Origin of the sequence: Microbacterium sp. (genome assembly GCF_046295495.1) — a bacterium.
In the GTDB taxonomy this organism is placed as follows: domain Bacteria; phylum Actinomycetota; class Actinomycetes; order Actinomycetales; family Microbacteriaceae; genus Microbacterium.
Genome location: NZ_JBKBNC010000009.1, coordinates 42,302 through 65,655, shown reverse-complemented (window position 1 = coordinate 65,655; position 23,354 = coordinate 42,302). Strand labels below are relative to the sequence as shown.

Annotated in this window: 27 protein-coding genes; 15 read left to right on the top strand and 12 right to left on the bottom strand. The window is 71.4% G+C overall.

Annotated elements, in window-relative coordinates:
* Positions 1-26 precede the first annotated feature (26 nt).
* From ACK4LS_RS05620 to xseA, 4 genes are read right to left on the bottom strand one after another with little or no spacing between them, the layout of a single operon-like run.
* On the bottom strand, positions 27-683 hold the full coding sequence (locus ACK4LS_RS05620) for a carbonic anhydrase (RefSeq protein WP_409714436.1): 657 nt from the start codon (positions 681-683) through the stop codon (positions 27-29).
* Entirely contained in the window at positions 680-1,312 is a 633-nt protein-coding gene (locus ACK4LS_RS05615; RefSeq protein ID WP_409714433.1) for a DUF4245 family protein, read from the bottom strand. The genes ACK4LS_RS05620 and ACK4LS_RS05615 overlap by 4 nt, the downstream gene beginning before the upstream one ends.
* Positions 1,312-1,551, bottom strand: a complete 240-nt coding sequence (locus ACK4LS_RS05610; protein WP_409714430.1) for an exodeoxyribonuclease VII small subunit — start codon at positions 1,549-1,551, stop codon at positions 1,312-1,314. The genes ACK4LS_RS05615 and ACK4LS_RS05610 overlap by 1 nt, the downstream gene beginning before the upstream one ends.
* 1 nt (position 1,552) lies before the next feature.
* Complete coding sequence (xseA, locus tag ACK4LS_RS05605) at positions 1,553-2,926, bottom strand: exodeoxyribonuclease VII large subunit (protein WP_409714426.1); 1,374 nt, start codon at positions 2,924-2,926, stop codon at positions 1,553-1,555.
* 81 nt (positions 2,927-3,007) lie between these two features.
* Here xseA and ACK4LS_RS05600 point away from each other — a divergent pair, with 81 nt between their 5' ends.
* From ACK4LS_RS05600 to ACK4LS_RS05580, 5 genes are all read left to right on the top strand, one after another.
* Positions 3,008-4,069 (top strand): 4-hydroxy-3-methylbut-2-enyl diphosphate reductase, encoded by a 1,062-nt coding sequence (locus ACK4LS_RS05600; RefSeq protein WP_409714423.1) that lies wholly within the window; start codon positions 3,008-3,010, stop codon positions 4,067-4,069.
* On the top strand, positions 4,066-4,656 hold the full coding sequence (locus tag ACK4LS_RS05595) for a DUF6264 family protein (RefSeq protein ID WP_409714420.1): 591 nt from the start codon (positions 4,066-4,068) through the stop codon (positions 4,654-4,656). Before ACK4LS_RS05600 ends, ACK4LS_RS05595 begins: the two co-directional genes overlap by 4 nt.
* Positions 4,657-4,711: 55 nt before the next feature.
* On the top strand, positions 4,712-5,215 hold the full coding sequence (locus tag ACK4LS_RS05590; RefSeq protein WP_409714417.1) for a sigma-70 family RNA polymerase sigma factor: 504 nt from the start codon (positions 4,712-4,714) through the stop codon (positions 5,213-5,215).
* A complete protein-coding gene (locus tag ACK4LS_RS05585) occupies positions 5,212-5,913 on the top strand; it encodes a zf-HC2 domain-containing protein (RefSeq protein WP_409714414.1) in 702 nt (233 codons plus the stop codon). Before ACK4LS_RS05590 ends, ACK4LS_RS05585 begins: the two co-directional genes overlap by 4 nt.
* Before the next feature lie 87 nt (positions 5,914-6,000).
* Positions 6,001-6,546 (top strand): MOSC domain-containing protein, encoded by a 546-nt coding sequence (locus ACK4LS_RS05580; RefSeq protein WP_409714411.1) that lies wholly within the window; start codon positions 6,001-6,003, stop codon positions 6,544-6,546.
* A 142-nt stretch (positions 6,547-6,688) separates the two neighbouring features.
* On the opposite strand, the gene fbaA is transcribed toward ACK4LS_RS05580, so the two are convergent.
* A complete protein-coding gene (gene fbaA / locus ACK4LS_RS05575; RefSeq protein WP_409714408.1) occupies positions 6,689-7,717 on the bottom strand; it encodes a class II fructose-bisphosphate aldolase in 1,029 nt (342 codons plus the stop codon).
* Positions 7,718-7,895: 178 nt separating this feature from the next.
* Here fbaA and glpX point away from each other — a divergent pair, with 178 nt between their 5' ends.
* Together glpX and ACK4LS_RS05565 are read left to right on the top strand one after the other, a co-directional pair.
* Positions 7,896-8,885, top strand: coding sequence for a class II fructose-bisphosphatase (gene glpX / locus ACK4LS_RS05570; RefSeq protein ID WP_409714405.1), 990 nt, complete (start codon positions 7,896-7,898; stop codon positions 8,883-8,885).
* A 303-nt stretch (positions 8,886-9,188) separates the two neighbouring features.
* On the top strand, positions 9,189-9,401 hold the full coding sequence (locus tag ACK4LS_RS05565; protein ID WP_409714402.1) for a UDP-N-acetylmuramyl pentapeptide phosphotransferase: 213 nt from the start codon (positions 9,189-9,191) through the stop codon (positions 9,399-9,401).
* A gap of 12 nt (positions 9,402-9,413) precedes the next feature.
* Here ACK4LS_RS05565 and ACK4LS_RS05560 read toward each other — a convergent pair whose 3' ends face one another.
* Together ACK4LS_RS05560 and ACK4LS_RS05555 are read right to left on the bottom strand one after the other, a co-directional pair.
* Complete coding sequence (locus ACK4LS_RS05560; RefSeq protein ID WP_409714399.1) at positions 9,414-10,772, bottom strand: DNA recombination protein RmuC; 1,359 nt, start codon at positions 10,770-10,772, stop codon at positions 9,414-9,416.
* Positions 10,773-11,000: 228 nt separating this feature from the next.
* On the bottom strand, positions 11,001-11,594 hold the full coding sequence (locus ACK4LS_RS05555) for a 3'-5' exonuclease (RefSeq protein ID WP_409714396.1): 594 nt from the start codon (positions 11,592-11,594) through the stop codon (positions 11,001-11,003).
* A gap of 252 nt (positions 11,595-11,846) precedes the next feature.
* On the opposite strand from ACK4LS_RS05555, the gene ACK4LS_RS05550 reads away from it, so the two are divergent.
* Positions 11,847-12,596, top strand: coding sequence for a class I SAM-dependent methyltransferase (locus tag ACK4LS_RS05550; protein ID WP_409714393.1), 750 nt, complete (start codon positions 11,847-11,849; stop codon positions 12,594-12,596).
* A gap of 39 nt (positions 12,597-12,635) precedes the next feature.
* Entirely contained in the window at positions 12,636-13,709 is a 1,074-nt protein-coding gene (ychF, locus tag ACK4LS_RS05545) for a redox-regulated ATPase YchF (RefSeq protein WP_409714390.1), read from the top strand.
* A 306-nt stretch (positions 13,710-14,015) separates the two neighbouring features.
* Here ychF and ACK4LS_RS05540 read toward each other — a convergent pair whose 3' ends face one another.
* Entirely contained in the window at positions 14,016-14,672 is a 657-nt protein-coding gene (locus ACK4LS_RS05540) for a class F sortase (RefSeq protein WP_409714387.1), read from the bottom strand.
* Positions 14,669-15,379, bottom strand: a complete 711-nt coding sequence (locus ACK4LS_RS05535) for a CHRD domain-containing protein (RefSeq protein WP_409714384.1) — start codon at positions 15,377-15,379, stop codon at positions 14,669-14,671. The genes ACK4LS_RS05540 and ACK4LS_RS05535 overlap by 4 nt, the downstream gene beginning before the upstream one ends.
* A gap of 210 nt (positions 15,380-15,589) precedes the next feature.
* Here ACK4LS_RS05535 and ACK4LS_RS05530 point away from each other — a divergent pair, with 210 nt between their 5' ends.
* Positions 15,590-16,117: a sigma-70 family RNA polymerase sigma factor gene (locus ACK4LS_RS05530; protein WP_409714381.1), complete on the top strand. Its 528-nt coding sequence runs from the start codon at positions 15,590-15,592 to the stop codon at positions 16,115-16,117.
* Positions 16,101-16,817 (top strand): hypothetical protein, encoded by a 717-nt coding sequence (locus tag ACK4LS_RS05525; RefSeq protein ID WP_409714378.1) that lies wholly within the window; start codon positions 16,101-16,103, stop codon positions 16,815-16,817. The genes ACK4LS_RS05530 and ACK4LS_RS05525 overlap by 17 nt, the downstream gene beginning before the upstream one ends.
* 115 nt (positions 16,818-16,932) lie before the next feature.
* Here the strand turns inward: ACK4LS_RS05525 and ACK4LS_RS05520 are convergent, their stop codons facing one another.
* On the bottom strand, positions 16,933-18,249 hold the full coding sequence (locus ACK4LS_RS05520) for a D-alanyl-D-alanine carboxypeptidase family protein (RefSeq protein WP_409714375.1): 1,317 nt from the start codon (positions 18,247-18,249) through the stop codon (positions 16,933-16,935).
* Between the two features lie 171 nt (positions 18,250-18,420).
* Here ACK4LS_RS05520 and ACK4LS_RS05515 point away from each other — a divergent pair, with 171 nt between their 5' ends.
* Both ACK4LS_RS05515 and ACK4LS_RS05510 read left to right on the top strand, forming a co-directional pair.
* A complete protein-coding gene (locus tag ACK4LS_RS05515) occupies positions 18,421-18,591 on the top strand; it encodes a CsbD family protein (protein WP_409714372.1) in 171 nt (56 codons plus the stop codon).
* Positions 18,592-18,691: 100 nt separating this feature from the next.
* Entirely contained in the window at positions 18,692-19,660 is a 969-nt protein-coding gene (locus ACK4LS_RS05510) for an aldose 1-epimerase family protein (protein ID WP_409714369.1), read from the top strand.
* 56 nt (positions 19,661-19,716) lie between these two features.
* Here ACK4LS_RS05510 and ACK4LS_RS05505 read toward each other — a convergent pair whose 3' ends face one another.
* Positions 19,717-20,127, bottom strand: coding sequence for a glucose-6-phosphate dehydrogenase (locus ACK4LS_RS05505; RefSeq protein ID WP_409714366.1), 411 nt, complete (start codon positions 20,125-20,127; stop codon positions 19,717-19,719).
* A 173-nt stretch (positions 20,128-20,300) separates the two neighbouring features.
* On the opposite strand from ACK4LS_RS05505, the gene ACK4LS_RS05500 reads away from it, so the two are divergent.
* Complete coding sequence (locus tag ACK4LS_RS05500) at positions 20,301-21,725, top strand: SPFH domain-containing protein (protein WP_409714363.1); 1,425 nt, start codon at positions 20,301-20,303, stop codon at positions 21,723-21,725.
* A 13-nt stretch (positions 21,726-21,738) separates the two neighbouring features.
* On the top strand, positions 21,739-22,548 hold the full coding sequence (locus ACK4LS_RS05495; protein ID WP_409714360.1) for a DNA-formamidopyrimidine glycosylase family protein: 810 nt from the start codon (positions 21,739-21,741) through the stop codon (positions 22,546-22,548).
* A gap of 211 nt (positions 22,549-22,759) precedes the next feature.
* Here ACK4LS_RS05495 and ACK4LS_RS05490 read toward each other — a convergent pair whose 3' ends face one another.
* Positions 22,760-23,308, bottom strand: coding sequence for a type 1 glutamine amidotransferase domain-containing protein (locus tag ACK4LS_RS05490; protein ID WP_409714357.1), 549 nt, complete (start codon positions 23,306-23,308; stop codon positions 22,760-22,762).
* Positions 23,309-23,354: the final 46 nt, after the last annotated feature.

Here is a 23,354-nt window from a genome sequence, read left to right as displayed (position 1 = left end):
GTTCCTCCAGGTTGCTTGCGTTGTTCTCAGACGCGGGGGTCGTCCACGTCGCCCACGATGACGACGGGGAACGCTTCCCCTTCGTCGAGCCGGTAGTTGGCGCCGACGACCGCCGTGCGCCCCTCGGCGACGGCCTCGCTGATGAGCTCGGACGCGCGCAGGAGCTCGCCGACGGTGTGGCGCAGGTGCTCCCGCCCGACCAGTTCGGGGTCGACGTGGTCGGGAAGGTGTCCGTCGACGAGGTTCGCACGCTGCACGCGGCGCACGGCCGGCACGATCGGCGCGATCTGGCGCCAGATGTACGCGGGCAGGGTGGGGGCGTCGACGCCGGTGCTGTCGATCGCCGCACCCACCGCGCCGCATGCGTCGTGGGCGAGGACCACGATGAGTGGGACCTCCAGCACGCCGACGGCGTACTCGAGACTGCCGATGACGGAGTCGGAGATGACCTGGCCGGCGTTACGCACCACGAAGAGGTCTCCGAGGCCCTCGTCGAAGATGATCTCGGCGGCCAGGCGAGAGTCGGAGCAGCCGAACAGCGCCGCGGTGGGGTGCTGCGAGCTCGCGAGTTCGGCACGGCGCTCGACGTCTTGACGGGGGTGGGCGGGGGCGCCCGCGATGAAGCGCTGGTTGCCCTCCACCATCTGCTGCCACACCTGACGGGGGGTCATGCGCTCGCTCACGGGACCTCTCTCAACTGCTCGATCTGCGTTGTGACGGAGGCGGCCGCCAGGGCCGCGGTCTCGGGTGCCGCGTCGCCGTAGACGAGCACGTGGTCGGGCCCGGCGGGGGTGGCCAGGGCGTAGTCGATGTTGCCCGTGCCGGACGGGTTCGACGGGCGGTACACGTTCCACGTGATGCCGTCGATGTCGACGGTCTCGGTGCTGCGGGTGCCGTCGAGCACCTGGCCCACCCAGGCCTCGTCGGCCTCGAAACCCTGCGCGACGCGGAGGAAACCGGACTCGCCGGAGCGGACGTAGACCATGGTCCACGCCTCGGTGCCGCCGACGCCCTCGGTGCTCGCCTGGTTCACGCGCCAGCCCTCGCCGAGGGAGGGCGAGAGCACCGGGCGGCCGAGGTCGCGCTCGATGTCGGCCGCCAGGGCCGGGACGTCGGGGGCGGGACGCGGGGCGGGCTCCCCGCGCGGGACCGCCGCGACCACGACGAGCACGACGGCGACCGTGACGAGCAGTGCCGCGATGAGGTTGCGGAACGTCTTGCTCGAGCGGTAGCGCCGCGAGGACTCCGCCTTGCGGTCGGCTGCCTCCTGGGGCGTCTCGGGGCGGCCGAGGTGCGCGACGACGCGGGCCATCAGTCGTCGTCTCCCTCGCCGCGTGCGGCGTCGAGACGGCGCTTCGCGCCCAGGAGCCATTCCTCGCAGCGTGCGTAGAGCTTCTCGCCGCGCTCCCACAGCGCCAGCGACTCCTCGAGCGTGGGGGCGCCCTGTTCGAGCTCTGCGACCACGCGGACCAGTTCGTCGCGGGCCTGTTCGAACGAGAGCGTGGCGACGTCGGCGACGGGGCCGGGGTTCGTCGCGGTCATGGCATCCATTCTAGGCGGGACGGGTCGGCGAACCGTCGTCGGTTGCCTCGTCGTCGAGCGGAGCGTCGCCCGGCGAGTCCGGGGGAGGAGGGGCGGCCGTGCCGTGGGGGACGACGTCGGGCACGGCCCCGTCGGACCGCGCCGCGAGCGTGCCGTGCTCGAGCGTGAGCCGCAGCGTGGTGTCGGCGGGGGCGTCGGTGGCGTCGCGCAGCACCGAGCCGTCGGGAAGCTGCGCGATCGCGTAGCCGCGGGCGAGGGTCGCCAGCGGCGACAGGGCCCGCAGCCCCGCGCTCAGCTCGCGGGTCCGACGCCGCTCGCTCTCGAGCCGACGGTCGACGATGTCGCGGCCGCGGTTGGACAGCATCCACAGCTCCTGCGCTCGAGAGGTGAGCATCGCGTGCGGCGTGCGCAGCGCGGGGCGGGAGCGCACCTGCTCGAGCTGGGCGATGTCGTGCAGCACGCGCTGGGTGAGGCGACCGGTCAGCCGGGCGCGCAGCTGCGCCACGAGGGCGCGCTGCTCGCTCACGTCGGGCACCACGCGCTTGGCCGCATCGGTCGGCGTCGACGCGCGCACATCGGCCACCTCGTCGAGCAGGGGGCGGTCGTTCTCGTGACCGATCGCGCTCACGACGGGAGTGGATGCCGCAGCCACCGCCCGCACCAGACGCTCGTCGCTGAAGCCGAGCAACGTCTGCGGGTCGCCACCGCCGCGGGCGATGATGATGACGTCGACCCCGGGGTCGGCATCCAGGGCCTTCAGGGCCGCGAGCGTCTCGGGCACGCACCGCTCGCCCTGCACCGCGGCGTGCTTCGTGCGGAAGCGCACGCGCGGCCAGCGCAGTTCGGCGTTGCGGTGCACGTCTTTCTCGGCGTCGGAGTTCTCGCCCGTGATGAGGCCGATGCAGTGGGGGAGGAACGGCAGACGCTTCTTGCGGGCCGGGTCGAAGAGGCCCTCCGACCGCAACTGCACCCGCAGGCGCTCCAGACGTTCGAGCTGCTCTCCGAGGCCGACGTGGCGCATGGCCGAGATCGAGAACGAGAAGTCGCCCGTGCGGGGGAAGTAGTCGGCCTTGACGCACGCGACGACGTGATCGCCGACCTGCAGGTCTTTCGGCAGGCGTGCCAGCGTGCTCGACCAGATGCGGAACGACACCGTCGACTCGGTGCCGAGGTCTTTCAGGCGCCCGAAGACGTTTCCACCGCGCCGGTTGAACGAGGTGATCTCGCCCTCGACCCAGACCGAGCCCCAGCGCTCGATGAAGCCCCGGATGGTGTCGTTCAACCGCGACACCGAGGTGGGGGTGTCGGTGCGGGAGTCGCGCGGGTGCACGCTGTCGGCGGGCGGCGCTTGACCGGGGACGGTCTCGGGTTGGAAGGAGGTCATCTGATCCGTGTCATCGTATCCGCGGTCACCGCGGTGGGGAGGTTCGGCCGCCGTCCAGGGGCGCCCCGGTAGAATCGAGGGGTGAGCTCACCTGCCGTCCACCTGCCCGTTCCCCGTATCCCGGGTCGACGCGGGCGGCTCCAGGATATCCCCGTCGACGGACGCAAGAAGGTGCTGCTGGCAGCACCCCGTGGTTACTGCGCCGGCGTCGACCGCGCGGTGATCGCCGTCGAGAAGGCGCTCGAGCGCTACGGCGCGCCGGTGTACGTGCGCAAGCAGATCGTGCACAACATCCACGTCGTCACCGAGCTCGAGAAGAAGGGCGCGATCTTCGTCGAAGAGGTCGACGAGGTGCCCGCGGGCTCCCACGTCGTCTTCAGCGCGCACGGCGTGTCTCCGGCCGTCGTGTCGGCGGCATCCGACCGGGGGCTGCAGGCCATCGACGCCACGTGCCCGCTGGTGACGAAGGTGCACCGCGAGGCCGTGCGCTTCGCCCGCGACGACTTCGAGATCCTGTTGATCGGCCACGAGGGCCACGAAGAGGTCGAGGGCACGGCCGGCGAGGCGCCCGAGCACGTCACGGTCGTCAACTCGCCCGAGCACGCCGACACCATCGTGGTGCGCGACCCCTCCAAGGTCGTCTGGCTGTCGCAGACCACCCTGTCGGTCGACGAGACCATGGAGACCGTGCGCCGGCTGCGCGAGCGCTTCCCCGAGCTGCAGGATCCGCCCTCCGACGACATCTGCTACGCCACCCAGAACCGCCAGGTCGCGATCAAGAAGGTCGCCGTCGGCGCCGACCTCGTGATCGTGGTGGGCTCGGCCAACTCCTCCAACAGCGTGCGCCTCGTGGAGGTCGCCCTGGAGTACGGCGCCAAGGCCGCGTACCGCGTCGACTACGTCGACGAGGTCAAGCAGGAGTGGCTCGAGGGCGTCGAGACCGTGGGCGTCACCAGCGGCGCCTCGGTGCCCGAGGTGCTGGTGACCGAGGTGCTCGACGAGCTCGCCGGCGCCGGCTATCGCGACGTCGAAGAGGTGCGCACCGCCGAGGAAGACCTCATCTTCTCGCTTCCCAAGGAGCTGCGGCAGGATGCCAGCGGTCAGCGCGACAAGCGTGCGCTCGGCGGTCGGGGGCGCGCGTGAGCGACCTCGACCCGCGGGGCCGCGCCGACGAGCAGCGGCCCCGTCCGCAGTTCGGCGAGTACGCGACCCCGGAGGAGCAGCGCGCGCGCATCCGGCGGCCGGAGGTGACCGAGGCGCTCGAGGCCGGGGTCGCGCCGAAGCCGGCTCCGCAGCCCGCTCCCGCCACCGCCCCCGCTGACAAGGCGGCCGGTTTCCCGGTGCCCGCCTCGCGCGGTGCGCGGGTCGACCGCATCGTGACCTTCGGCCTGCTGTTCTACGGGCTGTTCTCGGTCGTCACCACGATCGTGCAGCTGCTGAACTTCCCGGAGTACGCCGAGCGCGGCGCGCAGATGCTGGGCGTGACCACGACCTTCACCAACCTCTCCGCGGGATACGTGTGGGGGGCGGCCGCCGCCTTCGTGTACGGCATCGGCTGGCTGCTGACCGCCGTGCTGACCTGGCGCCGCCTGAAGAGCGGCCGCCTCGCGTTCTGGATCCCCCTGGTGGGGTTCGTCGTGACGGCGCTCGTGGCGGGCGTGTGCGTGACGCTCGCCCTGGTCGGCGACGCGCAGTTCATGTCGGCGATCATCGACAGCGTTCCGAACTGAACCGCGCGGCCCGGCATCCCGTGTTCCCTGTGAAAGAGGGAGAGGGGATGCCGCGGTGCGAGACGAACACGCGCAGCTGATCGCGCTCTACGACGCGCACGCGACCCCCGTCTGGCGCTACGTGGTGAGCCTGACCGGCGATCATGCCGGGGCCGACGACGTCGTGCAGGAGACCCTGCTGCGCGCATGGCGGACGCCCCGCGTGATGAGCGATGAGCCCGCCTCGCTGCGGTCGTGGATGTACACCGTCGCCCGCAACCTCGTCATCGACGAGGCACGCAGCGCCCGCCGTCGACACGAGCAGCCGGTCGACAGACTCCCCGAGACCGTCCGCGACGACGATACGGATGCCATGTTCGACGCGCTGCTCGTCGAGGAGGCGCTCGCGACCCTCACGCCGGATCACCGCGCGGTGATCGTGAGCGCCTACTACGGCGGGCGGAGTGTGGCGCAGACGGCGGAAGAGCTCGGCATCCCGGCCGGCACGGTCAAGTCGCGACTTCACTACGCGGTGAGAGCCCTGCGGCTCGCCCTGCAGGAGAGAGGGGTGACCCGGTGAACATCGACCACGAGCGTCTGTCGACCTGGGACGGCGCCTACGTCGTGGGCGCGCTGTCGGCCTCCGACCGCGCCGAGTTCGAGGCCCACCTGGCCGCGTGCGCGACCTGCCGCACGGCCGTCGCCGAGATCGCGCCGACGGCGGGCCTGCTCTCGCGCCTGTCGACCGAGCGCGCACGGGCCATCAGCCCGACGACGGGGCCCGTGCCGCTCGCGGCGCCCGATCCCTCACTGCGTGGTCGCGTGGTTGCCGCCGCCCGCCGTCGACGCGCGAGACGGATCACGGTGTGGGCCCTGGCGGCATCCGTCGCCCTCGTGGCGGTGGCGGTGCCGAGCGTCGTCGCCCTCACCAGCGCGGCGCAACCGGCCGGGACCGTGTACGCGCTCGACGATGTGGCGGGGGCACCGCTGGAAGCCTCGGTCAAGCTCACCTCGGCTCCGTGGGGAACGCGCATCGACCTGGTGTGCCAGTACACCGGCGAGGTGCTCGACGCCCCGCCCGGGGGATGGCCGTACGCCCTCGCGATCACCGACGACGCCGGATCGACCAGCGTGCTGTCGACGTGGCGCGCGGGGCCGGGCTCGCGTACCGAGTTGAGCGCGGGCACGGATCTGGCCGCCTCGAACATCGGTTCGGTCGAGATCCGCACGCTCGACGGTGAGACCGTCGTGATGCGGCGCGAGTTTGCCACCCCCTGACCGAGGGCCGCCGCGGGTGGGTCGCCCGCGGAAGCGGAGCCCGAAAGACGGTCGAGCGGGCGGTTGCAAAGGCCCTAGCATCGTCGCATGCCCCGACTCCTCGCCGTCTGCGCCGTCCACAGTCTGCACCCGGATGCCGGCTCGATCGGGGTCACCGCGATCGACAAACGCGCCGTCGAGGGCGCCGTGCGGGTCGGCACGCTCGGCGTACGCGCCGACGTGCAGGCGAGCCGCAAACACCACGGCGGCCCCGACAAGGCGGTGTACGCCTACGCCCAGGACGACGCCGAGTTCTGGGAGCGGGAGCTCGACCGGAAGCTTCACCCCGGATGGTTCGGCGAGAATCTGCGCGTGGAGGGCCTCGACGTCAACGGCGCGCGCATCGGGGAGGTGTGGCGCATCGGCGACACGGTCGAGGTCGAGGTCACGATGCCCCGCACGCCGTGCGCGACGTTCGCGCGGTGGGTCGGTGGCTCGGCCTCGCGCGGGTGGGTGAAGCGATTCTCCGACGAGGGACGGCTGGGCGCCTACCTGCGGGTGCGGCGCGCGGGCGAGGTGCGGGCGGGAGACGCGATCGCGGTGGTGTCGTCGCCCGAGGGCGCGCCGACGGTGCTCGAGGTGTACCGGGCCTGACGCCGAGGGCAGGGCGCGGGGCGGCGAGGTCCGTGGCGGCGTGGTCGGGCGCGGCGCGTCGCAGCGCGGATGGCCGGGTGCGCGGCATCCGGAAACGACGAACGCCCCGGCCGGAGCCGGGGCGTTCGCGTCGGAGCGGGTGTCAGCTCTTGGACTGGCCGTAGGAGCCGAGCTGCTTCGTGGCCTCGACCACGCGGACGGCCATGGCCGACTCGGCGACCTTGCCCCATGCGCGCGGGTCGTACTGCTTCTTGTTGCCGACCTCACCGTCGAGCTTGAGCACGCCCTCGTAGTTGGAGAACATGTAGCCCGCGATCGAGCGCGTGAAGGCGTACTGCGTGTCGGTGTCGATGTTCATCTTCACGACGCCGTTGGAGACCGCGAGGGCGATCTCCTCGTCGGTCGAGCCGCTGCCGCCGTGGAACACGAGGTCGAGGGGCTTGGGGCCGGTGCCGAACTTCGCGGCGATGCCCTCCTGGATCTCGCCGAGCAGCTCGGGGCGCAGCTTGACGCCGCCGGGCTTGTACACGCCGTGCACGTTGCCGAAGGTCAGGGCCGAGATGTAGCGGCCGTTCTCGCCGAGGCCGAGGCGCTCGACGGCCTTCGTGACGTCGGCCACGGTCGTGTACAGGGCCTCGTTCGAGCCCTCGTGCTGGACGCCGTCTTCTTCGCCGCCGACGACGCCGACCTCGATCTCGAGGATCGCGTGGATGTTGTTCAGGCGGGGGAGGAGCTCCGCCGCGATGTCGATGTTCTCGTCGAGGGGGACGGCCGAGCCGTCCCACATGTGCGACTGGAAGATCGGGTTGCGGCCTGCCTTGACCTCTTCTTCCGAGGCCTCGAGGAGCGGGAGGACGAAGCCGGGGAGGGCGTCCTTGGGGCAGTGGTCGGTGTGCAGGGCGACCGTGATCGGGTAGTTCTTGGCGACCTCGGTGACGTACTTCGCGAAGGCGAGGGCGCCGGTGGCGCGGGCCTTCACGGTGTGACCGGCGAAGTAGTCGGCGCCACCGGTGGTGACCTGCAGGATGCCGTCGGAGCCGGCCTCGGTCAGGCCCTGGAGCACCGAGTTGATGGTCTGCGAGCTCGAGACGTTGATCGCGGGGTACGCGAAGCTGCCGGCCTTCGCGCGGTCCAGCATCTCGGCGTACTGCTCAGGGGTGGCGACGGGCATGGAGGTGCTCCTTGGTCGTTGTCGGGACACCGTCACTCTAGCGAAGCCGCCCGATCGTGACGGGAGGGACGCGACAGGAACCGATCCGTTCTACCGGAGCGTTAAGAATCGCGAATCCTTCGCGGTTCGTGAGGGCAAATCCGGCGATTGTCGCTCGGGCGCTGGATACAGTGGCCCCATGGTGAGCCTGACTGCCGACATGAGCCCTTTGCACCCCGACCGCAACCTGGCTCTGGAGTTGGTGAGGGCGACGGAGGCGGCATCGATCCGCGCTGTCCCCTTCATCGGACGCGGCGACAAGGAGGCCGCCGACGGCGCCGCCGTCGACGCGATGCGCGCCTTCTTCAGCACCGTCGACTTCGACGGGACGATCGTGATCGGCGAGGGCGAGAAGGACAACGCCCCGATGCTCTACAACGGTGAGCGCGTCGGCAGCGGCCGCGGGCCGCAGTGCGACGTGGCGGTCGACCCGATCGACGGCACCTCGCTGACCGCCGCGGGGCGTCAGAACGCCCTGTCGGTCATCGCGGTGTCGGACCAGGGCACGATGCTCGACGCGTCGAGCATCTTCTACATGGACAAACTCGTCACGGGACCTGCGGGCGTGGGCGTCGTGGACATCCGCCTCCCCATCGGCGAGAACATCCGCCTTCTCGCCAAGGCGCTCGGCAAGCCGGTCGACGAGATCGTGGTGTCGGTGCTGAACCGTCCGCGTCACGAGCAACTGATCGCCGACATCCGCGAGGCCGGGGCCGGCACGCGCCTCATGAGCGACGGCGACGTCGCCGGTGGCATCAACGCCGCCCGTCACAACGCCCGCACCGACATGTGCGTGGGAATCGGTGGAAGCCCCGAGGGCATCGTCACGGCCTGCGCCATCAAGGCCCTCGGCGGCCACATCCAGGGCGTCCTCGCTCCGCGCAACGACGATGAGAAGCAGAAGGGCCTGGATGCCGGGCTCCTCGTGGACGGCACGGTCTACGAGGCCGACGACCTGGTCAAGGGCAAGAACACGATCTTCGTCGCCACGGGCGTGACCGACGGTCAGCTCGTACAGGGTGTGCGTCGCGAGGGCGACTTCCTCTACACCGAGAGCGTCGTGCTGCGCGGGGCGTCGGGGACGCTGCGCCGGATCTCGTCGGAGCACCTGACGTCGAAGTGGCTGTGACCGTCGCGCGCTGACGCGACGCGGCCGGCGCGGGCTCGCGGCTGCGGTGGCCGGCTCGGGCAAGGCAGGAAAGGCCCCGCCGACAGCTCCGTCGCGGGCCGCAACCGTGACTCCGACGAGCCGGCTCGGCGACCGGTTCCGGTGACGGCCGTCCGGATGAGCGAACGACCGCTGACCGCGTGCAGGTACAGCCGGGCGTGTCGTGACGCAAGCGTGACCGGTGTCGGCGACCCTGTCTGGCAGAATCGAACGCAGTGTCAACGGCGACGCTGTGTTCTTCCGAGACCCGAAGGGGGATCGTCCATGGCAGCAGCTCCGACGAACCAGACCGCACCTCAGACAGGTGCGCAGGCGGTCATCGCCAGCGCCGTCGACCCCGCTCGGCGCCCCGACGTCTTGCTGCGCGTGCGCCGCGACGAGGGCCACGAAGTGAGCGCGTGGTGGATGGTCGGCGCGTTCGTGGGCGTCTCCGCGGCCGTGGTCAGCCTGCTGAGCTGGGTGCCCGGCGGGGCCTGAGCCTCTCCGTTCTCACCCGTCGCCCCGGGGCTGCGCCTCTCCTGAGATGAGACCGGCGCGAGAGCGCATCTCGCCCAGGTCGGCTCGCGTTCTCGAGCTGTCGATGTTCGGTATCGTCTCCGTCCCCTTGCTCCCCGAGTGGTCCGTCTCGTCGAGCTCGATCATCTCGGGCGCCGTCCACCGTCGCGGCGTTGCGTCGAGGGCGATCGGGGCGCTGACGGCGTCGAGCTTCGTCTCGTCGATCCCCGGGAACTTCCGAGCCGTGACGAGGACGCGCGATTCGAGCGATCCCGCGAACCGGTTGTAGCTGTCGACCGTCTTCTCAATCGCACGGCGCAGTTCATTGGCGTGGCCGGCGAGCATACCGATCCGCTCGTACAGCTCGGTGCCCAGGGTGAAGAGTGTGCGGGCTTCGTCGGAGACGTCTTGCTGCGTCCACGTGAAGGCCACGGTCTTGAGCACGGCCCAGAGGTTGACCGGTGATGCGAGCGCGACACGACGCGAAAACGCGTAGTCGAGCAGAGTGGGGTCTTCGTCGAGCGCGGAGGCCAGGAGCGACTCGCTGGGGAGGAAGCACACCACGAACTCCGGGCTGATGGGCAGGCCCGCCCAGTAGGCCTTCTTCGCGAGGGCGTCGACGTGCGCGCGCACCGCTCGTGCGTGCTTGGCGAGGAGCACGGCGCGACGCGCGCCGTCGTCGCCGTGCGCGGTGACGGGAATGGCGCTGGCCTGCAGGTAGGCGTCGAGGGGGACCTTGGCATCCACCGCGAGGGCTTTGCCGCCGGGCAGTCGCACGACCATGTCGGGGCGACCGGCTCCGGCGTCGCTGGAGATCGCGGCCTGCAGGTCGAAGTCGACGTAGCGCGTGAGTCCCGCCGCCTCGACGACGCGGCGCAGCTGGGTCTCGCCCCAGACTCCGCGCGTCGTGCCCGAGCGCATGGCGGAGGCGAGCGACTCGGTCGTGGCGCGAAGGGCCTCATCGGCCTCGCGGGAGAGCCGCAGCTGCTCGCCGAGTGCGGAGTACTGTTCGACGCGGTCGCGCTCGAGGCCGTCGACCTTGCGCTGCATGGCATCCAGGGTCTCGCGGACGGGGTCGAGGGCGCGCAGCACGGTCTGCTCTCGTCGCTCCCGCTCTTCGCGGGCGGCCTGGTCTGCCCGCGACTGCCCCGCGAGCTCGCGGTACATCGCCGCCTGATGGTCGAGTTGGGCCTGCAGGCCCTCGCGTGCCGTCTCGGCCGCGGCCGCCCGCGCTGCGAGGGTCTGCTGCTCGATCGCACCGCGCGCGGCGACGCGCGCCGACCCGACGAACCAGCCGCCCGCGACCCCCAGCGCGAGGGCGAGGATCACGATGACGAGGGTGAGGGCATCCATGTGGTCAGCATGCCTCAGACCTCCGACATCGGCGGAGAGACCGGCCGGGCGGGCTCAGGGGATGACGCGCCCGATGGCCCGGGGCGGTGCGGGGTGGCAGGACGAGCGGTGTGCGGGCGGCCCGGGGGCGTCAGAAGGGGCCGCGGGGCCACGAGCGGGCGCGCGGCGCCCGGGGGTCGGGGCGCGAGCGGGCGAGCGATGGCCGAAGGGCGGCGCCGTCGGCGGGGCTCAGGCGACCGCGCGCTCGGCCTGTTCGACCGCGATCTGCGAGACCCGCACGCCCAGGTGGGCCGCCAGGGCGTGGACGTCGTCGACGCCGGCGCGACGGGCGCAGTCGATCGTGATCTCGGCGCACGCGACCGCGTCGGCGAGGGCGTCGTGGTGGGCGAACGGCGAGCATCCCGCTTCGGCGGCCACGAGCGGCAGGCGGTAGGAGTCGAGGGAGTAGGTCTTGCGCGACATCTGGACGCTGCAGAGGTAGCGGTACGGCGGACACTCGTCGCCGGTCGCGGCGCACGCACGGCGCAGCACCGACATGTCGAAGCCGGCGTTGTGGGCCACGAGCACGTCGGATCCGGCGAAGGCGGTCAGCCGCGCGAGCTGCTCGCTCCACGACGGGGCGTCCATGACGTGGGCGGGATGGATGCCGTGGATGCCGATGTTGATCGGTGCGAAGTGGTCGTGTCCGGCCGGCGGCTTGATCAGCCAGGCCGCCGTCGCGACGACGCGACCGTCACGTACGCGCACGAGCCCGACCGCACAGGCGGATGCACCGCTGGAGTTCGCCGTTTCGAAGTCGATCGCGGTGAAGTCCAAAGCCACGGCTCCACTTTCACCCGCCGACACGTCGTGGTGCCGAGGCGCGCCGGGGTCGGCCGCATCCTGTCCCGAAGTGCGGGCGCGGGATGTGCGAGCGAGCCGGACAGAACGCAGGAGGGTCGCCGTCCCGCGCGGGGTCGGCACCGCATCGAGGGGCGGCTCCGCTCCACTCACCTGCGCTGTGTCCCGGGGCCCGCGGGTCGTGACGCGCCGCAGCCGGAATCGACGTCGGCGGGGCGGCGTAGGGTCGGGGGCATGACCGATCGCGAGAAGTCGACGTCGTTCGGGCAGGCGGCCTCCGCCTACGAGTCGGGTCGACCGGGGTACCCGGCCGAGGCGGTGGCGTGGCTTCTCGCGCCGGTGCGCGAGGCGGGCCGTGCGCTTCGCGTCGCCGACGTCGGGGCGGGCACCGGCAAGCTCACGCGGAGCGTCGTGGAGCTCGGCGCCGATGTGGTGGCGGTCGATCCGGATGCCGACATGCTCGCGACTCTCCGGCGGAACGTGCACGGCATCCCGACCTTCGTCGGCACCGCCGAGGCTCTCCCGCTCCCGGACGCAGGGCTCGACGCCGTCGTCATGGGGCAGGCCTGGCACTGGGTCGACGTCGAACCCGCGTCGCGGGAGATCGCACGGGTGTTGCGCAGCGGGGGCGAGCTCGGGCTCATCTGGAACATCCGCGACGACGGCGTCGATTGGGTGCGGCGTCTCACGGCGGCGATGGGCGGATCGAACGCGGAGGTGCTGCTCGCCACGTCCGGACCCCGGGTCACGGAGCCCTTCGGGGCCCTCGAGCACCGGGAATGGCGATGGGAGCGCCGCATCACGCTCCCGCAGCTGCGCGACCTCGTGCTCTCGCGCAGCGACATGATCACGGCGAGCCCCGAGCAGCGCGCACGCATCGACGCCGCGGTCGACGGCGTCGTGGCATCCGTTCCCGGACTGGCCGACGGGGGCGCCGTGGCACTGCCGTACGTGACCCACGCCTTCCGCGCGCGGCGGCCCTGACGCCGTGGGGAACGCCCGGGCCGGGTAATCTGGACTCCCGTGGCTCTTACCATCGGAATCGTCGGCCTTCCCAACGTCGGAAAGTCGACCCTCTTCAACGCTCTGACCAAGAACTCGGTGCTCGCGGCGAACTACCCGTTCGCCACCATCGAGCCCAACGTCGGGGTCGTGAACCTTCCCGATGCGCGGCTGCAGAAGCTCGCCGACGTGTTCGGCAGTGAGCGCCTCGTGCCCGCTGCCGTGTCGTTCGTCGACATCGCGGGCATCGTGCGCGGGGCGAGCGAGGGCGAGGGCCTGGGCAACCAGTTCCTCGCCAACATCCGTGAGGCGGATGCCATCGCCCAGGTCGTCCGCGGGTTCGCCGACGACGACGTCGTGCACGTCGACGGCGCGGTCAACCCCGCGAGCGACATGGAGACGATCAACGCCGAGCTGCAGCTCGCCGACCTCCAGACCCTCGAGAAGGCCATCACGCGGTACGAGAAGGAGGTCAAGGGCAAGAAGCTCGACCCCTCGGTGCTCGACGCGGCGAAGGCCGCGCAGGACGCCCTGCAGCGCGGCGTGCTGCTCTCGGCATCCGGACTCGACCTCGCGCCCATCCGCGAGCTCGGTCTTCTCACCTCGAAGCCCTTCATCTTCGTGTTCAACGTCGACGAAGCCGTGCTCACCAACCAGGCGAAGAAGGACGAACTGGCCGCCCTGGTGGCGCCGGCGAAGGCCGTGTTCCTGGATGCCAAGATCGAGTCCGAGTTGATCGACCTCGACCCCGAGGACGCCGCCGAACTGCTCGCGTCGACCGGTCAGGACGAGTCGGGCCTCGACCAGCTCGCCCGCATCGGGTTCGACACCCTCGGCCTGCAGACGTACCTCACCGCGGGTCCCAAGGAGGCGCGCGCCTGGACGATCCCGCAGGGCGCGAAGGCCCCGCAGGCCGCCGGCGTGATCCACACCGACTTCGAGAAGGGCTTCATCAAGGCCGAGGTCATCTCGTTCGCCGACCTGGTCGAGCTCGGCTCGGTCGCCGAGGCCCGCGCGAAGGGCAAGGCCCGCCTCGAGGGCAAGGACTACGTCATGCAGGACGGCGACGTGGTGGAGTTCCGCTTCAACAACTGAGCCCGTCGCGTAGGGGATGCCGTCGGCATCCGCCCTATGCTCTGAACGTGAGCAACCTGCGGCTGCTGAGGATCATTCAGGTGATCTGCCTGCCGGTGTGGCTCGTTTCCGCGATTGCCGTGTTTCTCGGCGACGGCCCTATCCGGTGAGTCTGGCTTTCGATGTGGACGGTGGCGATGATCGTCTTCTTCGTCGCCCTGTGGCGGTCCTTGCGGCTCGCGAGCGATCCGGGGCGACCGCGCGCGAGGCGCGGGTCCCCCTGAGCGATCGAGCCCACGCTGTGACGCAGCACAGCACAGCACAGCCTCACACCCGCTCCGCGAACACCACCCGGTTGTCGAGGTACGACCCGGCATCGCGGTCGAAGACGCCCCCGCAGGTGATGACGCGGAGGGTATCGGCCGCGGTCGCGCCGAAGACGCGCGCCGTGGGGAAGTCCGCCTTCGGGTAGTCGGCGGTCTCGGTGACGCGATAGGTGTGCAGCGTGCCGTCGACGTCGTGGACCTCGACGAGATCACCGACGGCCACCTCGTCCAGACGCTGGAACACCGCGGGGCCCGTGGGGGAGTCGACGTGCGCGGCGATCACGGTGGGGCCCGTCCCCCCGGGGCGGCCGCCGCCGGTGAACCAGCCGACCTCGTCGTAGTCGACGGGAACCTCCATCGCGCCGTCGGTCGCGAGACCGAGGGGGATGAGCGGCTCATCCAGCCCCAGGGCGGGGATGACGACGCGCGCCGGATCGACGACGGTCGCAGCCGGCGCCGGTTGCACGGCATCCCGAGTCGGCGACGGCGACGGTGACGCCTGCGCGGCAGTGACGGGTGCGGAGTCGACGGCGGGCGACGGGCCGGGGGCGGCGCATCCAGCGCACACCGCCAGCAGCGTCGCCGAGAGCACCCACGCGGTGCGCCACGGCCGCCCCGACGGGGTGGACCGCCGCGCACCGCGTGGTGCCGTCATCATCGCGTCGTGCTCGCGCGACGACGACGAACGAGCAGAGCGCTCGCCGCGAGCAGTCCGACGCCGCCGACGGCGGCGGAGGCGGCGAGGGGGTGGATGCCGGCATCCGCCGACCCTCCCGCTCCCGTGTCGACGCCGCCGACCGGGATGGCCGACAACTGGCCGCGAACCACTCCCGCGGGGGAGGTGACGGTGTGCGAGTCGCCCGTGAAGCCGGCGGGGTTCGCCGCGATCTCGGCGAGGGAGAAGCCCTCGCCCGTGTCGACGCCGTCGGCGAGGACGCCGGTGGTGAAGGGGCCCTGCAGGCATCCCGACGAGGTGCGCGGACCGTCGCCGACGGGGGCCGGGTTCGGGAAGGCGATGCGCGGCGGTCCGGGCTGGCCGACGGCGGCCTCGTGGATGTGCGTCGCCGTCTTGGCCGGGCTCTGGTAGTCGCCCGTGACTCCCTCGAGACGGATGTCGTAGCAGATGATCTCCTGCTCGGAGTTGATGCGGAACGTGAAGGTACCGGTCGCGCCGCTCTCGCCGGGGGCCGCGACACCGTCGTTGTTGATGACCTGGTCGGGGGTGGCCATCACCGTGAAGGCGCTGGTGAACTCCGACGGTTCGGCGACTTCGGTCTCGGCGTGGGCGGGCATTCCCACGGCGAGCATCGCGACGCCCGCGAGGGCACCGATCATCAGTGGGCGGGCGTACGTCTTCTTCGTCATCGTCGTGCCTTTCGATCGGGACGCTCGTGGTCCGGTTGCCGGGGTGTACGTCGTGCGGCGGGGCCGCGTTCATCGGCGCTCGGAATTCTTCGATGAACGTTCTCGGCGGTGGGGACGTATCCCCCGGAGAGGTGCGCCACACGACGACGGCTAGCCTCGGAGAGGACGGGGTCGATGGGTCGGGCCGCCGCAGACAGCGAGGAGACGCGCATGCCCGTGTCTCGTGATCCCGTCGCCGAGTTCGACGTGCGCCGGGCCTTCGAGGCGCACGGCGGCGCTCTGCTCGGCTACGCGGTCAACGCCCTGCGCGACCGCCCGCTCGCCGAAGACTGCGTGCAGGAGACCTTCCTGCGGGCGTGGCGCGCACGTGACCGTTTCGACGCGCGCCGCGCGACGGAGCGCACATGGCTCTTCTCGATCGCGCGCAACGTCATCGTCGACGCCGTTCGTGCTCGCGCCCGGATGCCGCTCATCGGCGACGACGCCGAGCTCGAGAACCGCGCGAGCGAGGCCATCGACCCGCTCGAGCGACTGCGCATGCTCGAAGCGCTCTCGGTGTTGAGCGAAGTGCATCGCACGGCGGTCGTCGCCGTGCACCTGCACGGGCGCAGCTATCACGAGCTCTCCGATGCCACCGGCGTCCCCGTTTCCACTTGGCGCACGCGTACGTTCCACGCACTGCGGGCGCTCCGATCGCACCTGGACGAGAAGGAGGAGCCCGATGCGCACCCCCGATGACCGCTGGGCGGAGCTGTCCGCGGCCGCGCTGGCGGGAGAGCTGAGCCGCGCCGAAGCCGCCGAATTCGACGAGCTCCGTCGCGCCGACCCCGCCCGCGAGCGCGAGTACGCCGAGATGCAGGACCTGGTACGGCGCCTGCGACAGGGGGATCTCACCTGGACCGCGCCGCGCGAGTCCGGCGGCCTCGCCGACCGGATCTCCGCGTCGATCGCACGGGAGGATGCCGAGACGGCGCCCTCCTCACGTGACGGGGGCCCGGTGGCATCCCGTCGTCGTCGCACCTGGTGGACCCCGGCGCTCGCCGCGGCGTGCCTGGTGGTGGGATTGGTCGTGGGAGTGGGCGGAGCGAACATCTTCGACCGCCCCGTGCCCTCCGGGCCGCCCGGGACGCTCGGCGCGGTGGAGCAGATCACGGTGAGCGACGACACCGCCGGCGTCGACGTCGACGCTCAGCTCGTGGCGCACACCTGGGGGACGGAGGCCTACCTGGAGGCCTCGGGCCTGGATGTGGGAGCCAGGTACGAGCTGGTGTTCGTCGGGGCCGACGGGACCGAGTTCCCCGCCGGTGAGGTGCTGGGGACCGACGTGCAGATCGTGTGCCGGATGAACGCGGCCGTTCTGCGCGGCGACACGGTGCGCATGGAACTGCGCGACACCGGCGACCTCGTGGTGGCCCACGCCGAACTCCCGGCGGTGTGAGCGGGCGCGACGGGTGCGGCCCGGCATCCGGTGCGCACGGCGCGCACGGCCCGGCGTCGGGTGCCCCGAGCGCGCGACGGATGCGGTCCGGCATCCGGTGTCGGGCGGGGTCTCGTCAGCCCAGCTCGCCCGGGTGCGTCAGCCGCCACCACAGCGACGGCTCCTCGATCGCGCCCGAGATCTGCACGTCGGCGGATGTCGTCTGCGGCCCGGCCGTCCACGTCACCGTGCCGACCCTCTCGCCGTCGGCGTAGGTGCTCGGGGTGGTGACGTCCAGGTCGACCGACACGCCGGTGTCGGACCACGTGAGCAAGTCGGCGTCCTTCGACAGGACGAGCGACGCACCCGACCCCCACGGAGTGGCGATCTCGCCGACCTCCGAACCCCGGGTGCCGACCGAAAGGGTGTGGAACCCGTCCGCGATGCTCTGCAGCATCGTGACGACATCGGCGTCGGTGCTGTCGTGGGTGGCGCCGCCCAGACGCACACCCGTGATCGTCAACGGTGAGCCGATCCCGACGTCGAGGCTCGAGGTGAAGAGGAGGTTGAACGAGCCGTCGCCCAGATTGCCCGTCTTCAGGCCCGAGACCCCGAGCGTGCCGAGCAGACCGTTCGTGCTCGTCACGAGCCCCGCCCCGTCGACGTTCACGGAGTGCATGCTCGCGATCGCGGCGATCGCCGGATTCGCCGCGGCGATGCGGCCGAGGGCCACGAGGTCTGCGGGGGTGGAGGTGTTGCGCGCGTCGATGCCCGTGGCATCCACGATCCGGGTGTCGCCGAGACCGTTCGCGCTCAACCACGCCCTCGCGGCCTCCACATAGGCGCCCTCGGAGCCGAAGCCCCAGCGGGCGATCGCGACCGCGTAGTTGCTCGCGGAGGGAAGCAGCACGACCGCGAGCGCGTCGTGCAGTGAGAGGCGGGTGCCGGTCGGCATCTTCGCGATGGTGGCCCCGCGCACATAGAAGTCGTCGTAGAGGTCGGTGTCGGCCTCGGTGAACGACAGGGTGGGGCCCGGATCGCCGGCGCTCGACAGCGGGTGCGCGTCGAGGACGACGAGAGCGGTGATGAGCTTGGCGATGCTCGCGATGGGTCGCGGGTCGTCGCCTCCCGCGGCGGCGAACGCGCCGGACGCGTCGGGGCCCAGGTAGGCCTCTCCGCCCTCGATGCTCAGCAGCGCGGATCCCGTCGTCGGCAGCGCGATCGCGGCGGTCGCACCCGCGCGCGCCGTCGGGGCCTGCGAGGTGACGGTGGGTGCGGGCAACGCCGCCGTCGAGGCCCACCACACGTAACCGCCCCCACCGGCGAGCACCACCAGCACCGTCGCCGAGAACGCGATGAGCGCGATTTGTCCGGCGCGGCCGTCGGACGGTGTGCGCCCGGGGGCGTCGTCGAGGAGATCGGCGAACTCCGCCAGGGTGTCGGTCGTCCTCACGACAGCCCCCCGACGTCGACGAAGAAAGCGTTCCCCCTGCGCATTCCTCGAACCTAACCCGAGGAGGTGCCTCACCACGAGCCGAATTTCAAGCCCCCTTCCGCCCGGAGGGTCGAGATCTAGCGTGAAGGCCTCGGGAGATACCCGAACGACCACACGGGAGGAGCCGACATGGGACTCGACGACAAGATCAAGAACGCCGCCGAAGACATCGCCGGTAAGGCGAAGGAAGCTTTCGGCAAGGGCACCGACAACGAGCGCCTCGAGGCCGAGGGCCACGCCGATCAGAGCAAGGCCAACGTCAAGCAGGCCGGCGAGAACGTCAAGGACGCCTTCAAGTAAGCCGCCCTCCCCGAATGCCCCGATCGTCCGCGGTCGGGGCATTCGTCGTGTTCGGGGGAGGATGCCGGAAGCCCGGGGTCCCGCCCGGGATAATGGCCCCATGACCGCTGCCGTCCCCACCGAGACCCCCACGCTCGTCTCGGGCACCCCCGTCGTCCTGCGCGCCCACGGTTACGAAGCCGCGATCGCGAGTGTCGGCGCCTCCCTCCGCTCGCTCACCTTCGAGGGCCGAGACCTCGTCGTGCCCTTCGACGCCGACGAACTGCGACCCGCCTACCGTGGCACGACGCTCGCCCCGTGGCCGAACCGCGTGGTCGACGGCATCCACCGCTTCGACGGGATCGAGCATCAGCTGCCCCTCACCGAGCCGAACCGCGGGCACGCGCTGCATGGTCTGTTGTCGTGGGCCGACTGGAACATCCTCGACGCTTCCGACGAGGCCGTGACCCTCTCGGCGACCGTGACCGCCCAGGCGGGGTACCCGTGGTGGCTCGTGGTCTCGACGACCTTCCGCCTGGATGCCGACGGCCTCACGCAGACGGTCCGCGCGACGAATCTGTCGGACACGCCCGCGCCGTGGGGAACCGGCCCGCACCCGTACCTGGTCGCGGGTCCCTCGGCCCTCGACGAGTGGACGCTCGACCTGCCGGCCGACACCGTGCTCGAGGTGACGCCCGATCGACTCGCTCCGGTGGCCCTGGCATCCGTCGAGGTCGACGCCCAGCGTTTCGACTACCGCGCGGCACGCGTGCTCGGCGCGGTCGAGATCGACCACGCGTACACGGGCCTGCGACGGGATGCCGACGGCCGCGCGAGCGTGATCGTCACCGACCCGTCGGGCACCGGGGTTGCGATGGCCTGGGGCGAGGACTGCCCGTGGGTGCAGATCCACACGGCGGACCTGCCGACCGGCCCCGGAACGCCCGGGCATCGAGCGGGACTCGCCGTCGAGCCCATGACCTGCGCCCCCGATGCCTTCAACGACGATGCCTACGACTTCGCCACCGGCGTGGTCTCGCTCGATCCGGGTGCCTCGCACGAGGCCGGGTGGACGATCTCGGCCCGCTGAGCCACGAACGACGAACCGCCCCGGAGGAGTCCGGGGCGGTTCGTTCTTTCTCGCGGTCAGACGACCTGAGCGCCGCACATTCCGCAGTCGCCACCGACCGAGACCTCGACGAAGCAGTCGGGGCACATCGCGCGCGTGGGGCGGTCGGTGATCGGGATGGGCTTGGGGCTCGCGCTCCGACGCTCGGGGCGCGGGGTCGCGTTGCGCGCCCGGCGGGCCTCCATGGTGGGGGCGGGCGGCGGGGGAGCAGCGGCGGGCGTGTGCGCTTCGCAGTAGAAGCGCACGAACCCGCCGTGGTGCTTCGGGTGCTGGTGCTTCACGGCCCACAGTTCGGTGCGCTCGTAGAGCGGCCCGTCGGTGCCGCAGGCGACGCAGCGGGTGGCTTCGCCGGGAACCACGTCGGCGACGAGGACGGGCGCATCGAAGCGGATGGCATCCCGCCAGTCCTGCGATGAAACGATCTTCATTGGGGGGACCCTTCTTCGGCGGTTCGGGCCGCCTCACCCTCAACGGTACGCTCCTCCCCACCCCGCCGGGGACGCGATCGTTCGCGCAGGGGCTGGACAGCGCCCGCAGAGTGGCGGATAGGTTGGAGGTGATTCCCCCGTACCGCTCCGGCGGTGCCCATCGAAGGAGAAGCATGGAACTCGCCGCCCTGGGAGCAGTAGGACTGATCGCCGCCATCGTCGTGGTGATCGCGATCGTCGTGATGCTCGTCCTGGCTCTCGTCGTCCGCGGCTGGTACCGCGTCGCGAAGGCCGACGAAGCCCTGGTCATCGTCGGTAAGCGGCAGAAGAGCTCCGACGGGAACTCCTCGCGCATCACGGTGATCACCGGCGGCGGAGCGATCGTCAACCCGCTCACGCAGCGGGGCGAGATGATCTCGCTGCGCGCCCGTCAGATCAAGATGGAGCCGACTGCGCAGTCGTCCACGGGCGTCACGGTGAACGTCAGCGGTGTCGCTCTGGTCAAGATCGGCTCGGATCCCGAATCGGTGCGTCGCGCGGCCGAGCGCTTCGCCTCGCAGGACAAGGCGATCGAGCAGTTCACCACAGAGCAGCTCGAGGGTGCGCTGCGCGGCGTGGTCGCCACGCTGACCGTCGAGGAGCTCATGCGCGACCGGCAGCGCCTGTCGGACCAGATCGCGGAGGGCATCAAGCAAGACCTCTCGTCGCAGGGCCTGATCCTCGACTCGTTCCAGATCCAGGGCATCACCGACCTCAACGGCTACATCTCCGCGCTCGGCGCGACGGAGGTCGAGCGCGTCAAGCGCGAGGCCGAGGTCGCCCGCATCAACGCGGTGCGCGAGATCCGCGCCCGCCAGATCGCGACCGACGAGGCGAACCTGATCGAGCAGACCGCGCTCGACAAGAACAGCGCCGCGGCCAAGGCCGAGGTCGGCCGCGCCAACGCCGAGGCCGAGCAGGCCGAGGCCCTCGCCCGCGCGGAGCGTCGCCAGGCGGTGCTCGAGCAGGAGGCGCAGAACACCCAGGCGCGCCTGGAGTCCGAGGTCAACCGCGTGGCGGATGCCGATCTCTATCAGCGTCAGAAGAACGCCGACGCCGACTCGTACGCGCAGATCAAGGCGGCTCAGGCCCGCGCTCAGATCGCCGAGCAGGAGGCCGCAGCGGTCCGGGTGCGCGCCGAGGCCGACGCCCAGTCGGTGCGCCTGGCCGGTGAGGCCCGCGCCGAGGCGATCCGCGCCGAGGCCGAGGCGCTGTCGCACAACCAGGAGGCACTGCTCGCCCAGCGTGCGCTCGAGGCGCTCGTGCCGATGATGGCGGAGTTCGCCAAGGGCTACAACCGCGTCGGCAACATCACCGTGCTCGGCGGCGAAGGTGCCAGCGGTCACCTCGCGGCGGAGTCGGCGACGGGCCTGCGTTCCTCGTTCGAAGCGGTGCGCGCGGCGACCGGAATCGACCTGACGCAGATCATCCAGGGCCGCGCCGTGGCCGACGCCTTCGCCGAGTCGGCGCGGCGCCCCTCGGCAGCGGCCGAGAAGACCTCCTCCCCGGTGCCGACCACGACCACCACGCCGCCCACCGGGTCCGAGCCCCGCGCCTGAGCGGCATCCGCCCATGCCCGAAGCCCCCGAGGTCGAGGCGCTCGCGTTCTTCCTGCGCGAGCGCCTGACCGGTCACGCGGTCGTCGGCACCGAGCTCGTCGAGGGGCGGGCGTGGAAGACCCGCGCCCGGCTCCTCGACCAGCTCGTGGGTCGCCGGGTGACCGCGGTGGAGCGGTTCGGCAAGCACATCGACCTCGACCTCGAGGGCGCGCACCTGTCACTCGGTTTCGGCCGCGCGGGATGGGCGACGTGGGCCGACGGCGACGACGCGGAGTCCGAGACGGCTGCCGCGGTGATCGCGCGAGTCACGTTCGACGACGGCATCCTGGGCATCACCGACGCCGGCGATTGGCTGTCGGTGCAGCTGCACCTCGTCGATGAGCCGACGGAGGTGCCCGCGATCGCCAAGCTCGGACCGGATGCCGCCGACCCGGCCTTCTCCCGCGAGATGCTCCAGTCCGCCCTCGGCGGCCGGCGCAAGCAGCTCAAGGCCCTGCTGCAGGAGCAGGAGACGCTGGCCGGGATCGGCAACGCGTACTCCGACGAGATCCTCTTCGCGGCGCGATTGTCGCCCACGGCCCACGCCGCGAGCCTCTCCGACGAGGCGGTCATGGGCCTGTGGGCGGCCCTGCACGACACGCTCACGGCGGCCGTGATCGCACGTCGCGGCGTGCCGATCGCCGAGCAGAAGGCGGCGAAGGTGGCGGCCATGCGCGTGCACGGTCGCACGGGCGAGCCGTGCCCCGGTTGCGACGGTCTCGTCGAGGACATCCCGGGCACCAAGGGCGGGGGCCAGTGGTGCCCGTCGTGCCAGGCCGGCTGAGGGGCGCGCGGTCCGCGGCCGGCGCGTGTCGAGCCGTGGGGCAGCAGCGAACCGGCTGCTCGCCGGGTGCACAAGCTCCGCGATGTGCGCAGAGTTCGCTCGCCGTCACCCATCTCGACGGAGGTTGCGCGCATCGCGGAGGATATGACCGCCCCTCGGGCACACGAAAGGGCCCCGGACCGTGGTCCGGAGCCCCTGTGCGTCATCGCTGTCAGGCGGTCTGGCCGGAGTGCGCGCCCTCGGCGACCTCTTCGATGAGCTTGGCGTTGAACGCCGGCAGGTCGTCGGGGTTGCGGCTCGAGACCAGGCCCTGATCGACGTGCACCTCTTCGTCGACCCAGGTGGCGCCCGCGTTGCGGAGATCGGTCTGCAGCGTGGGGTAGCTCGTGAGGGTCCGGCCCTTCAGCACGTCGGCCTCGGTGAGGATCCATCCGCCGTGGCAGATGACGGCGACCGGCTTGTGCTGGTCGAAGAAGTCGCGGGCGAATGTCACGGCATCCTTCACGATGCGGATGTCGTCGGCGTTCTGCACGCCGCCGGGGAGCACGAGCGCGTCGAAGTCACCGGCCGAAGCGCTCGAGACGGCGAGGTCGACCTTCTGCTCGTGGCCCTTCTCGCCGCTGATGCTGCCCTCGCTGGGCGAGACGAGCACGGCCTCGGCGCCGGCGGAGGTCACGGCCTCCCACGGGCTGGTCAGCTCGCTGTCTTCGTAACCGTCGGTGGCCAGGAATGCGATGCGCTTGCCGCTGAGATCGGTCATGGGTTCGCCTCTCTTCGTTGTGGATCGGGGTGCTGTCAACGCTAGG

Coding starts and splice junctions, on each gene's coding strand:
- ACK4LS_RS05560 (WP_409714399.1), bottom strand. CDS start 10,772: ATGGATGCCCTCACCCTCGTCATCGTGATCCTCGCCCTCGCGCTGGGG.
- ACK4LS_RS05505 (WP_409714366.1), bottom strand. CDS start 20,127: ATGAAGATCGTTTCATCGCAGGACTGGCGGGATGCCATCCGCTTCGAT.
- ACK4LS_RS05580 (WP_409714411.1), top strand. CDS start 6,001: ATGCCCCGACTCCTCGCCGTCTGCGCCGTCCACAGTCTGCACCCGGAT.
- ACK4LS_RS05535 (WP_409714384.1), bottom strand. CDS start 15,379: ATGACGAAGAAGACGTACGCCCGCCCACTGATGATCGGTGCCCTCGCG.
- ACK4LS_RS05510 (WP_409714369.1), top strand. CDS start 18,692: ATGACCGCTGCCGTCCCCACCGAGACCCCCACGCTCGTCTCGGGCACC.
- ACK4LS_RS05565 (WP_409714402.1), top strand. CDS start 9,189: ATGGCAGCAGCTCCGACGAACCAGACCGCACCTCAGACAGGTGCGCAG.
- xseA (WP_409714426.1), bottom strand. CDS start 2,926: ATGACCTCCTTCCAACCCGAGACCGTCCCCGGTCAAGCGCCGCCCGCC.
- ACK4LS_RS05525 (WP_409714378.1), top strand. CDS start 16,101: ATGCGCACCCCCGATGACCGCTGGGCGGAGCTGTCCGCGGCCGCGCTG.
- ACK4LS_RS05550 (WP_409714393.1), top strand. CDS start 11,847: ATGACCGATCGCGAGAAGTCGACGTCGTTCGGGCAGGCGGCCTCCGCC.
- ACK4LS_RS05515 (WP_409714372.1), top strand. CDS start 18,421: ATGGGACTCGACGACAAGATCAAGAACGCCGCCGAAGACATCGCCGGT.
- ACK4LS_RS05610 (WP_409714430.1), bottom strand. CDS start 1,551: ATGGATGCCATGACCGCGACGAACCCCGGCCCCGTCGCCGACGTCGCC.
- ACK4LS_RS05500 (WP_409714363.1), top strand. CDS start 20,301: ATGGAACTCGCCGCCCTGGGAGCAGTAGGACTGATCGCCGCCATCGTC.
- ACK4LS_RS05490 (WP_409714357.1), bottom strand. CDS start 23,308: ATGACCGATCTCAGCGGCAAGCGCATCGCATTCCTGGCCACCGACGGT.
- ACK4LS_RS05530 (WP_409714381.1), top strand. CDS start 15,590: ATGCCCGTGTCTCGTGATCCCGTCGCCGAGTTCGACGTGCGCCGGGCC.
- glpX (WP_409714405.1), top strand. CDS start 7,896: ATGGTGAGCCTGACTGCCGACATGAGCCCTTTGCACCCCGACCGCAAC.
- fbaA (WP_409714408.1), bottom strand. CDS start 7,717: ATGCCCGTCGCCACCCCTGAGCAGTACGCCGAGATGCTGGACCGCGCG.
- ACK4LS_RS05540 (WP_409714387.1), bottom strand. CDS start 14,672: ATGATGACGGCACCACGCGGTGCGCGGCGGTCCACCCCGTCGGGGCGG.
- ACK4LS_RS05615 (WP_409714433.1), bottom strand. CDS start 1,312: ATGGCCCGCGTCGTCGCGCACCTCGGCCGCCCCGAGACGCCCCAGGAG.
- ACK4LS_RS05495 (WP_409714360.1), top strand. CDS start 21,739: ATGCCCGAAGCCCCCGAGGTCGAGGCGCTCGCGTTCTTCCTGCGCGAG.